At 38.0% G+C, this 13281-nt stretch carries 17 protein-coding genes; 5 read left to right on the forward strand and 12 right to left on the reverse strand.

Going from position 1 to position 13281, the window contains the following annotated elements:
• Window position 1 precedes the first annotated feature (1 nt).
• The 10 genes from secE to CKV78_RS07405 form a co-directional block, all read right to left on the reverse strand.
• A complete protein-coding gene (gene secE, locus CKV78_RS07360) occupies window positions 2-412 on the reverse strand; it encodes a preprotein translocase subunit SecE (protein ID WP_005763445.1) in 411 nt (136 codons plus the stop codon).
• 234 nt (window positions 413-646) lie between these two features.
• A complete protein-coding gene (gene tuf, locus CKV78_RS07365) occupies window positions 647-1831 on the reverse strand; it encodes an elongation factor Tu (RefSeq protein ID WP_095075298.1) in 1185 nt (394 codons plus the stop codon).
• A gap of 59 nt (window positions 1832-1890) precedes the next feature.
• On the reverse strand, window positions 1891-3993 hold the full coding sequence (fusA, locus tag CKV78_RS07370) for an elongation factor G (protein ID WP_005763447.1): 2103 nt from the start codon (window positions 3991-3993) through the stop codon (window positions 1891-1893).
• 102 nt (window positions 3994-4095) lie between these two features.
• Window positions 4096-4566 carry a 30S ribosomal protein S7 gene (gene rpsG, locus CKV78_RS07375; protein ID WP_005763451.1) on the reverse strand — a complete coding sequence of 157 codons (471 nt, stop codon included), beginning with the start codon at window positions 4564-4566 and terminating at the stop codon, window positions 4096-4098.
• 136 nt (window positions 4567-4702) lie between these two features.
• Window positions 4703-5077, reverse strand: coding sequence for a 30S ribosomal protein S12 (gene rpsL / locus CKV78_RS07380; RefSeq protein ID WP_005717858.1), 375 nt, complete (start codon window positions 5075-5077; stop codon window positions 4703-4705).
• A 201-nt stretch (window positions 5078-5278) separates the two neighbouring features.
• Entirely contained in the window at window positions 5279-5566 is a 288-nt protein-coding gene (gene tusB / locus CKV78_RS07385) for a sulfurtransferase complex subunit TusB (protein WP_032855379.1), read from the reverse strand.
• 9 nt (window positions 5567-5575) lie between these two features.
• Window positions 5576-5935, reverse strand: a complete 360-nt coding sequence (gene tusC / locus CKV78_RS07390) for a sulfurtransferase complex subunit TusC (protein WP_155811616.1) — start codon at window positions 5933-5935, stop codon at window positions 5576-5578.
• Complete coding sequence (gene tusD, locus CKV78_RS07395) at window positions 5935-6315, reverse strand: sulfurtransferase complex subunit TusD (protein ID WP_005763461.1); 381 nt, start codon at window positions 6313-6315, stop codon at window positions 5935-5937. The genes tusC and tusD overlap by 1 nt, the downstream gene beginning before the upstream one ends.
• Window positions 6315-6989, reverse strand: a complete 675-nt coding sequence (locus CKV78_RS07400; RefSeq protein WP_005763464.1) for a helix-turn-helix transcriptional regulator — start codon at window positions 6987-6989, stop codon at window positions 6315-6317. The genes tusD and CKV78_RS07400 overlap by 1 nt, the downstream gene beginning before the upstream one ends.
• 79 nt (window positions 6990-7068) lie before the next feature.
• The gene (locus CKV78_RS07405; protein WP_005763467.1) at window positions 7069-7785 is read right to left on the reverse strand and encodes an FKBP-type peptidyl-prolyl cis-trans isomerase; all 717 of its coding nucleotides are present in this window, start codon (window positions 7783-7785) and stop codon (window positions 7069-7071) included.
• Between the two features lie 86 nt (window positions 7786-7871).
• On the opposite strand from CKV78_RS07405, the gene CKV78_RS07410 reads away from it, so the two are divergent.
• From CKV78_RS07410 to CKV78_RS07425, 4 genes are all read left to right on the forward strand, one after another.
• The gene (locus CKV78_RS07410) at window positions 7872-8093 is read left to right on the forward strand and encodes a SlyX family protein (RefSeq protein WP_005763469.1); all 222 of its coding nucleotides are present in this window, start codon (window positions 7872-7874) and stop codon (window positions 8091-8093) included.
• Window positions 8094-8290: 197 nt separating this feature from the next.
• Window positions 8291-9187, forward strand: coding sequence for a DNA-binding transcriptional regulator OxyR (gene oxyR, locus CKV78_RS07415; RefSeq protein ID WP_005763471.1), 897 nt, complete (start codon window positions 8291-8293; stop codon window positions 9185-9187).
• A 9-nt stretch (window positions 9188-9196) separates the two neighbouring features.
• Window positions 9197-9817: an HTH-type transcriptional repressor FabR gene (gene fabR / locus CKV78_RS07420; RefSeq protein ID WP_005763474.1), complete on the forward strand. Its 621-nt coding sequence runs from the start codon at window positions 9197-9199 to the stop codon at window positions 9815-9817.
• 5 nt (window positions 9818-9822) lie between these two features.
• Entirely contained in the window at window positions 9823-10326 is a 504-nt protein-coding gene (locus CKV78_RS07425) for a protein disulfide oxidoreductase (RefSeq protein WP_005763477.1), read from the forward strand.
• 10 nt (window positions 10327-10336) lie between these two features.
• Here CKV78_RS07425 and deoR read toward each other — a convergent pair whose 3' ends face one another.
• Together deoR and deoC are read right to left on the reverse strand one after the other, a co-directional pair.
• Window positions 10337-11068 carry a DNA-binding transcriptional repressor DeoR gene (deoR, locus tag CKV78_RS07430; RefSeq protein WP_005763479.1) on the reverse strand — a complete coding sequence of 244 codons (732 nt, stop codon included), beginning with the start codon at window positions 11066-11068 and terminating at the stop codon, window positions 10337-10339.
• A 24-nt stretch (window positions 11069-11092) separates the two neighbouring features.
• A complete protein-coding gene (deoC, locus tag CKV78_RS07435) occupies window positions 11093-11764 on the reverse strand; it encodes a deoxyribose-phosphate aldolase (protein ID WP_005763481.1) in 672 nt (223 codons plus the stop codon).
• A gap of 181 nt (window positions 11765-11945) precedes the next feature.
• Here deoC and uhpC point away from each other — a divergent pair, with 181 nt between their 5' ends.
• Window positions 11946-13274, forward strand: a complete 1329-nt coding sequence (gene uhpC, locus CKV78_RS07440; RefSeq protein ID WP_005763483.1) for an MFS transporter family glucose-6-phosphate receptor UhpC — start codon at window positions 11946-11948, stop codon at window positions 13272-13274.
• Window positions 13275-13281: the final 7 nt, after the last annotated feature.

Below are 13281 nucleotides of genomic sequence, written 5' to 3' on the forward strand. Positions count from 1 at the left end.
TTTAGAACCTCAAATCTGTTAAGAAAGTAATTAATGCAACAATAATTGAATCTAACCCCCATAAGATTAAAGAAACAACAATTGTTACACCAGCTACGATCAATGTAGTTTGCATTGCTTCTGGACGTGTTGGCCATACAATTTTTCTTAATTCAACTCTTGAATCACTGAAAAAGTGACGTGCTTTTGTACCTTGATTTGTCAAGGTTGCAATACCTAATGCAATAAGCAATAAAACAACTACACCAACAACACGGATTGGGGTAGAAAATTGTTCTACAAGATAAATATTACCTAACGCAGCTGCTGTGATCACAACAAAAACGAGTAACCATAAGAAAGTATTTAAACCTTTTGATTTTTGGTTCTCGACTTCATGCGTATTTTTCTTTTTCTCGATTTCTAACGCCATAATTTATTTAATCCATTACTTAACTTAAATAGGGATTCGTTTCTGAACGCGTGATTGTAGCATTTTATTTAAAAAATGCATATTAAAATTACAGAAGTAGCATTAATTTTTTCCCTAAGACTTTTCAAAAGAAAATGACAAATAGACTGAAAAGTAGTGTCAACATTTGAAAAGCTATCAGATAACAAAAAAGGCGTACCTTTAGATACGCCTTTTTCAGCAAGTTATACCAAATTATTTGATAATTTTAGCAACAACACCCGCACCTACTGTACGACCACCTTCACGAATCGCAAAGCGTAAACCTTCATCCATCGCAATTGGGTGAATCAAGCTTACAGTCATCTTGATGTTATCACCTGGCATTACCATCTCTACGCCTTCTGGTAATTCAATTGTACCTGTCACGTCAGTTGTACGGAAATAGAACTGTGGACGGTAACCTTTGAAGAATGGAGTGTGACGACCACCTTCTTCTTTTGATAATACGTAAACTTCTGATTCGAAGTCTGTGTGTGGTGTGATTGAACCTGGTTTAGCAAGTACTTGACCACGTTCGATTTCTTCACGTTTAGTACCACGTAATAACGCACCTACGTTTTCACCCGCACGACCTTCGTCTAATAATTTACGGAACATCTCAACACCTGTTACAGTTGTTTTTGTTGTTTCTTTAATACCAACAATTTCAACCTCTTCACCAGTACGGATGATACCACGCTCTACACGACCAGTTACTACTGTACCACGACCAGAAATTGAGAATACGTCTTCGATTGGTAATAAGAATGGCTTGTCAATCGCACGCTCTGGCTCTGGGATATAAGAATCTAAGTGACCTGCTAACTCAAGAATTTTTTCTTCCCACTCTGGTACGCCGTTTAATGCTTGTAACGCTGAACCACGTACGATTGGTGTATCATCACCCGGGAAATCATATTGAGAAAGAAGCTCACGCACTTCCATTTCAACTAATTCTAATAATTCTTCATCATCTACCATGTCACATTTGTTTAAGAATACGATGATGTAAGGTACACCTACTTGGCGACCTAAAAGGATGTGCTCACGAGTTTGTGGCATTGGACCATCTGTTGCTGCTACTACTAAGATAGCGCCGTCCATTTGTGCCGCACCAGTGATCATATTTTTCACATAGTCTGCGTGTCCTGGACAGTCAACGTGTGCATAGTGACGAGTTTCTGTATCATACTCAACGTGTGAAGTGTTGATGGTGATACCACGTGCTTTTTCTTCTGGTGCATTATCGATTTGGTCGAATGCACGAGCAGCACCACCGTAGTGTTTTGCTAATACAGTTGTAATTGCTGCTGTTAAAGTTGTTTTACCATGGTCAACGTGGCCGATTGTACCCACGTTTACGTGCGGTTTTGTACGTTCAAATTTTTCTTTAGACACGATTAAGTTTCCTCAATAGATGCCACAAGCCATAATGGCTTGTGGTTTGTTAAACAAAATTATTTTTTGCGAGCTTCAATGATTGCATCAGCAACGTTTTTCGGAGCTTCTGCATACTTCAATGGTTCCATTGAGTATGAAGCACGACCTTGAGTTTGTGAACGAAGGTCAGTTGCATAACCAAACATCTCTGAAAGTGGTACTTCTGCATTGATCTTCACAACAAATTCATTTGCTTCTTGGCCATTAACCATCGCACGACGACGGCTTAAATCACCAATTACATCACCAACATAGTCTGGTGGAGTTTCTACTTCAACTTTCATAATTGGCTCAAGTAGAACTGGGTTCGCTTTATTAAATGCTGCTTTAAATGCCAAAGATGCAGCTAGTTTAAATGCAAGCTCAGACGAGTCAACATCGTGGTACGAACCGAAATGTAAACGCACACCTAAATCTACTACTGGGTAACCGGCTAATGGACCAGACTTAAGTTGTTCTTGAATCCCTTTATCAACAGCAGGAATATATTCACCAGGAATTACACCACCTTTGATTTCGTTCACGAACTCATAACCAGGGCCTTCTGGCTCTAAAGGATATAAGTCGATTACAACGTGACCATATTGACCGCGACCACCAGATTGTTTTGCATGTTTACCTTCAACATCATTAACTCGAGTACGGATTGTTTCACGGTAAGATACTTGTGGTTTACCGATATTTGCTTCAACTTTGAATTCACGACGCATACGGTCAACGATAATATCTAAGTGTAACTCACCCATACCAGAGATAATAGTTTCACCAGATTCTTCATCAGTGTGAACACGGAATGAAGGATCTTCTTGTGCTAAACGACCTAATGCAAGGCCCATTTTTTCTTGGTCTGCTTTAGTTTTTGGTTCAACAGCAACAGAGATTACTGGCTCTGGGAATTCCATACGCTCAAGAATGATTGGCGCATCTTGTGCACATAATGTATCACCTGTACCAACATCTTTCAAACCAATTGCAGCTGCAATGTCACCCGCACGAACTTCTTTGATCTCATCACGTTTGTTCGCATGCATCTGCACGATACGACCAAAGCGTTCACGTTTATCTTTTACGGAGTTCAATACTGTGTCACCAGAGTTAATTACACCTGAGTAAACACGGAAGAAAGTTAAGTTACCAACGAATGGGTCAGTCGCAATTTTAAATGCAAGTGCCGCAAATGGCTCTTCATCACTTGCGTGACGCTCACCTTCAGTTTCATCTGGGTTGATACCTTTAATTGCAGGGATATCTGTAGGTGCTGGTAAATAGTCGATTACTGCATCAAGCATTGCTTGAACACCTTTGTTTTTGAATGCAGAACCACAGCAAACTGGAATGATTTCACCAGCTAATACTCGTTGGCGTAAACCAGCTTTAATTTCTTCTTCAGTTAACTCTTCACCACCAAGGTATTTTTCCATTAACTCTTCAGAAGATTCTGCAGCTGACTCAACTAAGTTTTGACGCCATTCTTCACAAGCATCTAACATGTCTGCTGGAATATCTTCATAGGTAAATGTCATACCTTGATCTGCTTCATTCCAGTTGATCGCTTTCATTTTCACTAAGTCAACAACACCAACAAAGCTATCTTCTGCACCGATTGGAAGTTGTAGAGGAACTGAGTTACCACCTAAACGAGTTTTGATTTGCTCAACAACACGTAGGAAGTTTGCACCAGTACGGTCCATTTTGTTTACGAACGCAATACGTGGTACTTCGTATTTGTTAGCTTGACGCCATACAGTTTCAGATTGTGGTTGAACACCACCTACTGCACAGTAAACCATTACTGCGCCATCAAGAACACGCATTGAACGTTCTACTTCAATTGTGAAGTCAACGTGTCCTGGAGTATCAATTACGTTGATACGGTGTTGTGGATATTGTTGAGACATCCCTGACCAGAATGCAGTTGTTGCAGCAGATGTGATCGTGATACCACGCTCTTGCTCTTGCTCCATCCAGTCCATTGTAGCTGCACCATCGTGCACCTCACCGATTTTATGACTCACGCCTGTATAGAATAAGATACGCTCAGATGTTGTGGTTTTACCTGCATCGATGTGCGCACTAATACCGATATTACGGTAGCGTGAAATAGGGGTTGTACGTGCCATTCTTATTTCCTTGCTGGAATTAAATATGAAATTTTAAATATGTATAAGGCTTCACCGCATAATTAAATGAGATGAAGCCTGAAAAACGTAGTTGCTAAAAAATTACCAACGGTAATGAGCAAACGCTTTATTAGCTTCAGCCATACGATGAACGTCTTCACGTTTCTTAACTGCTGCACCTTTGTTATCTGATGCATCAGACAATTCGTTAGCTAAACGTAAAGCCATTGATTTGTCACCACGTTTACGTGCAGCTTCAACGATCCAACGCATACCTAATGCGTTACGACGAACTGGACGAACTTCAACTGGTACTTGATATGTAGAACCACCCACTCGACGAGATTTAACCTCAACAGTTGGGCGTACGTTGTCAAGTGCTGCTTCGAAAGCTTCTAATGCTTCTTTACCAGTACGTTGTGCTAACGTATCTAATGCACTATAAACGATTTTTTCTGCGATAGATTTTTTACCATCTACCATTAAAACATTGATAAATTTTGCAAGTAATTCTGATCCGAACTTTGGATCTGGAAGAATCTTGCGTGGTTCAATACTACGACGACGTGGCATTGCGAATTTCTCCGTAATTAATCTTCAGGATTTTCCAAAACTCTACATTTTGCGATAAATATCGCCTTTTGACTGGAGTTTATGGTTTAAATAGTTTTACTAATTTAGACGTTTGGCCTTACTTAACGGAGAACCATTAAGATTTAGGACGTTTAACGCCGTATTTAGAACGACCTTGTTTACGATCTTTAACGCCAGCACAGTCTAATGCACCGCGTACAGTGTGATAACGCACACCTGGTAAGTCTTTAACACGACCGCCACGGATAAGCACAACACTGTGCTCTTGAAGGTTGTGACCTTCACCGCCGATGTAAGAGGTTACTTCGTAACCGTTAGTTAAACGAATACGGCATACTTTACGTAATGCTGAGTTCGGTTTTTTAGGTGTAGTTGTGTATACACGTGTGCACACACCACGTTTCTGCGGGCAAGCCTCTAATGCAGGAACGTTACTTTTTACAACCTTTTTCACACGCGGTTTGCGTACTAGCTGGTTGATAGTTGCCATTAAAAAAGCTCCAGTTTTAACAATTATTCATAAAAGAATGTTTATACGTATTTCTATTTCATACAGAAATAGACGCGCTATTATAATGAAGATGGGCAAATAATGTCAAGAATTAGACGGTTCTATTTGTGGGCTGGTCGTTTTTTTGATTAATAGAAGAAGGAAATTTATAAAAAATTACCGCACTTTTCTCACCTCAGGTTAAAGGGCAAGTTGAGGAGTATGCTGCTCAGTCAATTTGACAAGTTCAGATAATGAAATTTGTTGAATCTTATCTTGCATCTCAAGCATAGTAATTAAATTACGTGCTTCCAAATCGATATCTAGTGCATAACAAGGTGCGTTGAGTTTCTCAAACATTGTGGGGTATTTTACTAAAAGATAAACGCCATCTTGCCATAAAACAATCACATCTTGCGCTGTGGTATTCTGCAAATGTTGCATTAACTCGTGCGTTACATAATTGGATTGAGAAAAGGTATAAAACATAATCTTTCCTTAAAAGGTCAGTACTTTTTCAGTTCTGTTAAGTAATGAGACTAAAGCAGTACGGTCGATTTTTTTACAAGAAATCACACAATCCTGTAATGTCATTTGTGCTGTTTCTAATGAACTTGCACACACATAACGTTGATCAATCTCATATAAATCCAATAATTTGAGCATACTCACAATATCTTTTTGTAAGATTTTTTCTGGATTTTGACTGTTCAATAAATTAAATACGCCATCATCAAGAAAAAACACACCGATATCGGTTTCATCACAAAATGCGGTTGCCGCAAGTAACGCATCCAAACCTTCTCGGCTGCTTGAAGTACCAAAAGGTGTTCCTCGAAAAACAAAGGCCAGCTTCATCATAATGTGATAACCCTATCCGCCTCTAAAGCAGCTTTAGTAAATTCACCTAAACCAGCTAGTACAAAGTGCGGTGCTAAATTTTCACTTTTTCTATCTGCAGACGTCAATTTATCCACAATGCCACGACGTTGTGCTGCTGCTACACATAAATGTAGCGGAAATTGATATATTTGAGCGAGTTCTTGCCAAGCTTTTTGCAAATTAAACTCATCATTCGCAGGGTAAACCAATACATTACCATGCGTTACACCATCTTGAAAGAAGAACACTTGATTGAGTTGATGTCCTTGTGCAAGTAAGGTTTTAGCGAACTGGTATGCAAGAAAACTCCCTTGTTTACCATAAATCGGCTGTTTGACACAAAGTACATAACGCATTATTTTTGCTCTTCCAGATCTTGTTTAACTTGACGAATATAGAGGTAGACAGTATGACGAGAAATATCCAAACGTTCCGCAACCAAATTAATCGAATCTTTAATATCAAAAATACCTTTTTCGTATAAAGACACCACGATTTGTCGATTTTTATTGTTATTCGACACAAATCGATCCGAAGTCACTTCCTCGATCGTTTTTTCAACGGTTTGTACTACCAATTCTTCAACAGAACTTGCAAAGTTGACTGATGATGTTGCATCTTGTTCTGGTATTGGCATTAACGCTTGCATAAATTGCGAAATGGGAACATCTAAATTAATGTTAATACACAATAAACCAATAATCCGTTGACTTTTATTACGGATCGCAATAGTCACTGACTTCATTAAACCGTTACTTTTCGCACGTGTAAAATAAGGTTTGGATACGCTATCCGTTTGCATATTATGAAGAGATTTCAATGCAAGGTCAGTAATTGGAGAGCCTATTTGACGATTGGTATTATGCCCATTTGCAATGCAAACTGTTGAATGTTCAAGATCTTCTAAGGAATGTAATACAATTTCACAATGACTGCCGATTAAGGCACTCACACCATCTACTACTGCATGATAAGAATTAAGAATTGTACGATCTTCATCGGTAAAGGGGCGCTTATCCGTCAACATCATGTTTCTCTCAATAATTTCTCTAGATATGACCGCACTTTATTCTTCTTATTATCAAAGTGCGGTCTATTTTTATACTTTTTTACTCTGATTTCACATCAACTACATCGACTTCAAAATGCAATGTTGAATTTGGTGGAATGATACCCGCACCTTGATCGCCATAAGCTAATTCAGGCGCAATCACTAATTCAATTTTTCCACCTTTTTTCACAAGTTGTAAACCTTCGGTCCAACCCGGCACAACTTGATTTAATTTGAAGGAAATTGGTTTGCCATGCGTGCGATCGAATACATCACCATTTGGTAGTTTACCAACATACTTCACCGTTACTGTATCTGTTGCTTTAATCGCATCACCACTACCTGCGTTAATCACTTTATAAAGTAAACCTGATGCTGTTTTTTTCACGCCTTCTTTTTTCTCAAATTCTGTGCGATATTTATCGCCCTCTTTTTTTGCTTGTTGGCTAAGTTGTTCAATTTTTGCTTGTTGTTCTTTAACTAGTTTGGTTTGTATTTCTTGCAATACAGCTTTAAGTTGTTCATTTTTAGCAAGTTCTACTTTGCCATTTAGCACATCTTCAACACCAGCTAGAACTCTTTTTGTATCATATGTGATAACCTCTTTTTGTGATGTCATGACTTCTTTTAAATTTGTTCCTAGTAATGCACCCACCGCATAAGAAGCTTCATCATTAAATTTTTTATTATCCGTTTTGCTATCTGCAACAACCACGTTTGACGTTACTGCACCAATTAAAAGTGCAATCATTGAATATTTTTGAATTTTAAACATATTGGTTATTCCTTTATAATAAAAAATGAATTTAAATAGGTTAAAACGGATTTAACAAATTCACAACCTTTATTTGGAGTTTATCTATGCAAATTGAAGAAAAATTAGAGCAACGTATTGCTGAGCTAGAAATGAAAGTGACCTTTCAAGAGAACTTATTAGACGAATTAAATCAATCCCTAATTGAGCAACAATTTATGATGGATAAAATGCAAATCCAGCTACGTTATTTAGTCAATAAATTAAAAGATATACAACCTTCGAATATCGCCAGCCAAGCGGAAGAAACACCTCCGCCCCATTATTAATCTCTAAAAAAGAAAAAATACCTCCGCACTTTTGCCTTGTTTTCATTTCCACTTAACGGGTAATTCACATTATTTACTGATAAATAAAAAATTAATTAAAACAGTAACTACTCTATTATGGAATAAAATAAAAATTGTGATATAGTCTTTGCCTATCAATCAAACTTCTAACTGTGTCTTTCAATACTGAGGTAAGAATGAATATCCGCGATTTAGAATATCTTGTTGCACTTGCTGAACATAAACATTTTCGTCGTGCTGCTGACGCTTGCCACGTAAGTCAACCAACATTAAGTGGCCAAATCAGAAAATTAGAAGATGAATTAGGTATCATCTTGCTTGAAAGAACAAGCCGCAAAGTATTATTCACACAGTCTGGCTTGTTACTAGTTAATCAAGCAAAAACAGTATTGAGAGAAGTCAAAGTACTTAAAGAAATGGCAAGTAATCAAGGTAAAGAAATGACGGGCCCATTACACATTGGTGTCATTCCAACGGTTGGACCTTACCTCTTACCTTATATTATGCCAGTAATTAAAGAAGCCTTCCCCGAATTAGAGCTTTTCTTATATGAAGCACAAACTCAACAATTAATGGAACAATTAGAAACGGGACATTTAGATTGTGCGGTAGTGGCCTCTGTGCGAGAAACCGAAAGCTTTATCGAAGTACCTATTTTCAACGAAAAAATGCTCCTGGCTGTATCCGATAATCACCCTTGGGCAACAGAATCTTCAATTAAAATGAGCAAATTAAATGGGTTGGAAATTCTAATGTTGGACGACGGACACTGTTTACGTGATCAGACAATGGGTTACTGTTTCAGTGCAGGAGCAAGAGAAAACTCACATTTCCAAGCCACGAGCTTAGAAACCTTACGTAATATGGTTGCTGCAAATGCAGGAATGACATTAATGCCTGAGCTCGCAGTGATGAACGAAGGGGCAAGAACGGGAGTAAAATATATCCCTTGTCATTCACCAGAGCCAATCCGTACGATTTCATTAATTTATCGCCCGGGTTCACCATTGCGTAATCGCTACGAACGCATTGCACAAACGATCAGTGCTTCTGTTCGTTCTATTTTGTCCTAAGGGCTACATATGGCAGGGATTCGAGCATTACAAAAAGAAAAAACAAGGAGAGCATTAATTGATGCTGCATTTAATCAATTAACCGCAGAACAAAGCTTTTCTAATTTAAGTTTACGTGAAGTCGCACGTGAAGCAGGCATTGCCGCCACCTCATTTTACCGACACTTCAAAGATATGGATGAATTAGGTTTAACAATGGTTGATGAGGCTGGTTTAGTATTGCGCCAATTAATGCGCCAAGCACGTAAACGCCTAGAAAAAGGAGGCAGTGTGATTGCTATATCTGTTGATACCTTCTTTGAATTTATTGCCAATAACCCCAATATGTTCCGTTTGCTCTTACGTGAAAGCTCCGGCACATCACAGGCTTTCCGAACCGCAGCCGCACGTGAAATTAAGCACTTTGTTGACGAATTAACAGAATATATTGCGCATAAAAATGGTTATCCACAATACATTGCTTATGTTCAAGCAGAAGGTATGGTGACCATTGTGTTTACTGCCGGAGCAAACGCATTGGATATGGGTAAAACAGAACGTGAACAATTAAAAGCGCGTGTGATCTTGCAATTACGGATGTTAGCTAAGGGTGTAGATTACACAGCAGACAAAGATAAATACGGGAAATAACCTGTATGAATAAAATCAAAAAGCTACTCAAAAATTTGCTTTCCCTGATCTTAACCTTATTAGTCATAAGTATTTTAATCGATTTTATTCGTAAGCCAAATGTACCAAGCCAAGCGAATACAACCGTTCTAAGAGATTTACAAAATCAGCCTTTTTTCCTTTCACAATTAAGTCAAGAGCAACCCGCAGTTATCTATTTTTGGGGCTCATGGTGTGGCTATTGTAAACATACCTCGCCTGCTGTGAATAGTTTAGTACAAGATGGAGTACCTGTGCTTACTGTCGCATTACGTTCAGGTAGTGATGATCAAGTAAAACACTATTTGAGTGAAAATAACTATAAATTCAGAACTATCAATGATCCAAATGGGAGCATCAGCTATCAATGGGATATATCGGTTACACCAACAATCATTATTTTGGACAAAGGAAAAATGGAATTTGCGACAACTGGATTAGCCAGCTATTGGGGACTAAAAGTGCGGTTATTTTTAGCAAAATTATTTTAACATTGAAGAATCAACGTACATAAAACGATTTTGGAATATCCTTATCACAAACCACAAAGTCAAAATCAGCCAAGTTTGCAATATAAGCTTGCTCTACAACTCCAAATTTTGAATGATCAATCACTAAAATGGATTGCTGGGTTTTAGCCAACGCCAGTTGTTTTGCTTTCGCTTCTTCAAAATTAAAACAAGTCACACCGTATTTAATATGAATACCCGCTGCAGAAATAAACGCCTTAGTAGTACATAACGCATCAAGTTCTGAAGTACGTTGAATAGGGTTAAGAAATGCATTATGGCGAGAATAACGCCCACCAGAGAGAATCAGATCACAATTTGGTTTATCTTTCAAAGCTAAAAACACATTGATAGAACAACAAAGTGCAGTAAATTTTATTGAAGGATCAATTTGAGAAGCCACGAAGGGGATGGTAGATCCACAGTCAAAAAACACAATATCACCTTCTTGAACTAATGCTGCGGCATCCTTGCCAACACGCATTTTTTCAGCGATATTTTTACCTTGATGTTCAAAGATGTGGTAATCCAGTCTACCTCGCCCTTGCGGATTCCTAACGATATAGCCACCAAGTAACTGAACTGGACCGCTGCCGACACTAAGATCTCGTCGAATTGTCATTTCTGACACCTTCAACATTTCGGCAGCCTCGCGTAAATGAATTTTATCCATTTGCCTGAGCAATAATTCTAACTTCTGAACACGAGAATTTAACTTATCCATAAGCTTATAGTCCAATCCAACCGACTAATAGTTACTGCTAGTATCAGCCAAACCGTTAATGATTGCAATCCCTGCACTTGCACCAATACGAGTGGCCCCCGCATTGATCATCGCCACAGCAGTTTCAGTATCACGAATACCGCCAGAGGCTTTAACTCCAATATTACCAACAGTTTTTTTCATCAATGCAACATCTTCCACTGTTGCACCACCTTTACTAAAACCTGTTGATGTTTTTACAAAAGCAACGTTCAATTCTTTACAAATTTCACAGGCTTTCACAATTTCATCTTTTGTTAACAAGCAAGTTTCTAAAATCACTTTTAATGGTTTTAAACCACAAGCCATAAGAACCTCTGCGATATCCGCTCTTACTGCATCCCACTTACCTGATTTTATCCAACCTACATTGATAACCATATCAATTTCATCTGCACCAGCCTTGATCGCTTCCATACTTTCAAATGCTTTCACAGATGTTAAATTTGCACCTAACGGAAATCCTACCACTGTGCAAATTTTCACATTACTTCCCTGCAATTTTTCTTTTGCTAAAGGAATATACCCCGAATTGATACAAACAGACCAAAATTGATTTTCAATCGCTTCTTCACAAAGTTGTAAGATATCCTTTTCATTTTTCTCTGTGGTTAAAGCTGTATGGTCAATAAATTGAGCAATTTCTTTCGCGTTCATTTGATACCTCGTATTTACACTTAAATTAGAAAGTCATCCTTTTCTATGATACCTGAAAAAAATGTAAAAACTGTGATCTATGTAACTTTTTTAACATTTTATATGTAATAAACTAAATTTCAACAAATTTGTTATTTTTATCACATTTTTCATTACTATTGATTAGATGAGGTACATTATTATGGGTATTTTTAAAGAAGCACCGGACATTCCGGTCACAAAAAGCAAAGAGGAAATTGACAAAACATACCGCTATTGGCGACTACATTTAATGATTGTGAGCTATATTGGTTATGCCGTTTTCTACTTTACACGGAAAGGATTTAACTTTGTCATGCCAGCAATGTTAGAGGATTTAGGCTTACAAAAAGCAGATATTGGTATGATGGGAACAGCATTCTATCTTACTTATGGTGTGTCTAAATTCTTATCTGGTGTAATCGGAGATAGATCAAATCCGCGCTATTTTATGGGACTTGGATTAATAGCAACAGGGGTTGTTAACATTTTCTTTGGCATGAGTTCTTCGATCTTTATGTTTGTTACACTTTGGATGATCAACGCATTTTTCCAAGGTTGGGGTTGGCCACCATGTTCAAAAATTCTCAATACTTGGTATTCTCGTAACGAACGTGGACTTTGGTGGGCAATTTGGAACACTTCACACAACTTAGGTGGTGCATTAATTCCAATTATCGCAGGTGCCGTTACCTTAGCTTGGGGTTGGCGATACGGTATGATTATTCCAGGTACGATTGCAGTCATCGTTGGTCTTGGTCTATGTGTATTGTTACGCGACCGACCAAGTTCAATGGGATTGCCTACTGTAGGTGAATGGCGTAACGATAAGGCAGAACAAATCCATGAAAGTGAAGGGATTGGTTTATCTACCTGGGAAATCTTAAAAGGCTATGTATTCAAAAACAGTATTATCTGGGCACTAGCAATTTCTTACGGGTTAGTATATATCGTACGTACTGGCATTAATGATTGGGGTAACTTATATCTCACGGAAACACATGGTTATAACTTATTACAAGCAAATGCAAGTGTGAGTTTCTTTGAAATCGGTGGTTTTATTGGGGCATTATTTGCTGGTTGGGGATCAGATAAATTCTTCAAAGGTAACCGTACACAGATGAATATCATTTATGTAGTTGGTATCATTGCTGTTGCACTTACATTATGGTTTTTACCAAGTGATAACCCATTCTTAATGTCAGCATTATTCTTCTTAATGGGTTTCTTCATTTTTGGCCCACAATTCTTAATCGCAATGGCAGCAGCTGAAAACTCACATAAATATGCTTCTGGTGCATCAACAGGCTTTGTCAGTTTATTTGCCTACATCGGTGCAGCGGCTGCTGGTCTTCCATTATCATTAATTATTGAAAAATTAAAATGGAATGGTTTCTTCGGTACATTGTTTATCATTTCATTAATCTGTGCATTATTATTAGTCTTAGTATATTTCTTACAACGTCGTAAAAACAAATATCGTACAGCGTAATTAAGCC

Origin of the sequence: Pasteurella dagmatis (assembly GCF_900186835.1) — a bacterium.
In the GTDB taxonomy this organism is placed as follows: Bacteria; Pseudomonadota; Gammaproteobacteria; order Enterobacterales; family Pasteurellaceae; genus Pasteurella; species Pasteurella dagmatis.

Bases quoted from the DNA above. Each gene is read 5' to 3' on its own strand.
- secE (WP_005763445.1), bottom strand. From the start codon at position 412: ATGGCGTTAGAAATCGAGAAAAAGAAAAATACGCATGAAGTCGAGAAC.
- fusA (WP_005763447.1), bottom strand. From the start codon at position 3,993: ATGGCACGTACAACCCCTATTTCACGCTACCGTAATATCGGTATTAGT.
- rpsG (WP_005763451.1), bottom strand. From the start codon at position 4,566: ATGCCACGTCGTCGTAGTATTGAACCACGCAAGATTCTTCCAGATCCA.
- rpsL (WP_005717858.1), bottom strand. From the start codon at position 5,077: ATGGCAACTATCAACCAGCTAGTACGCAAACCGCGTGTGAAAAAGGTT.
- tusB (WP_032855379.1), bottom strand. From the start codon at position 5,566: ATGTTTTATACCTTTTCTCAATCCAATTATGTAACGCACGAGTTAATG.
- tusC (WP_155811616.1), bottom strand. From the start codon at position 5,935: ATGAAGCTGGCCTTTGTTTTTCGAGGAACACCTTTTGGTACTTCAAGC.
- tusD (WP_005763461.1), bottom strand. From the start codon at position 6,315: ATGCGTTATGTACTTTGTGTCAAACAGCCGATTTATGGTAAACAAGGG.
- CKV78_RS07400 (WP_005763464.1), bottom strand. From the start codon at position 6,989: ATGATGTTGACGGATAAGCGCCCCTTTACCGATGAAGATCGTACAATT.
- CKV78_RS07405 (WP_005763467.1), bottom strand. From the start codon at position 7,785: ATGTTTAAAATTCAAAAATATTCAATGATTGCACTTTTAATTGGTGCA.
- CKV78_RS07410 (WP_005763469.1), top strand. From the start codon at position 7,872: ATGCAAATTGAAGAAAAATTAGAGCAACGTATTGCTGAGCTAGAAATG.
- oxyR (WP_005763471.1), top strand. From the start codon at position 8,291: ATGAATATCCGCGATTTAGAATATCTTGTTGCACTTGCTGAACATAAA.
- fabR (WP_005763474.1), top strand. From the start codon at position 9,197: ATGGCAGGGATTCGAGCATTACAAAAAGAAAAAACAAGGAGAGCATTA.
- CKV78_RS07425 (WP_005763477.1), top strand. From the start codon at position 9,823: ATGAATAAAATCAAAAAGCTACTCAAAAATTTGCTTTCCCTGATCTTA.
- deoR (WP_005763479.1), bottom strand. From the start codon at position 11,068: ATGGATAAGTTAAATTCTCGTGTTCAGAAGTTAGAATTATTGCTCAGG.
- deoC (WP_005763481.1), bottom strand. From the start codon at position 11,764: ATGAACGCGAAAGAAATTGCTCAATTTATTGACCATACAGCTTTAACC.
- uhpC (WP_005763483.1), top strand. From the start codon at position 11,946: ATGGGTATTTTTAAAGAAGCACCGGACATTCCGGTCACAAAAAGCAAA.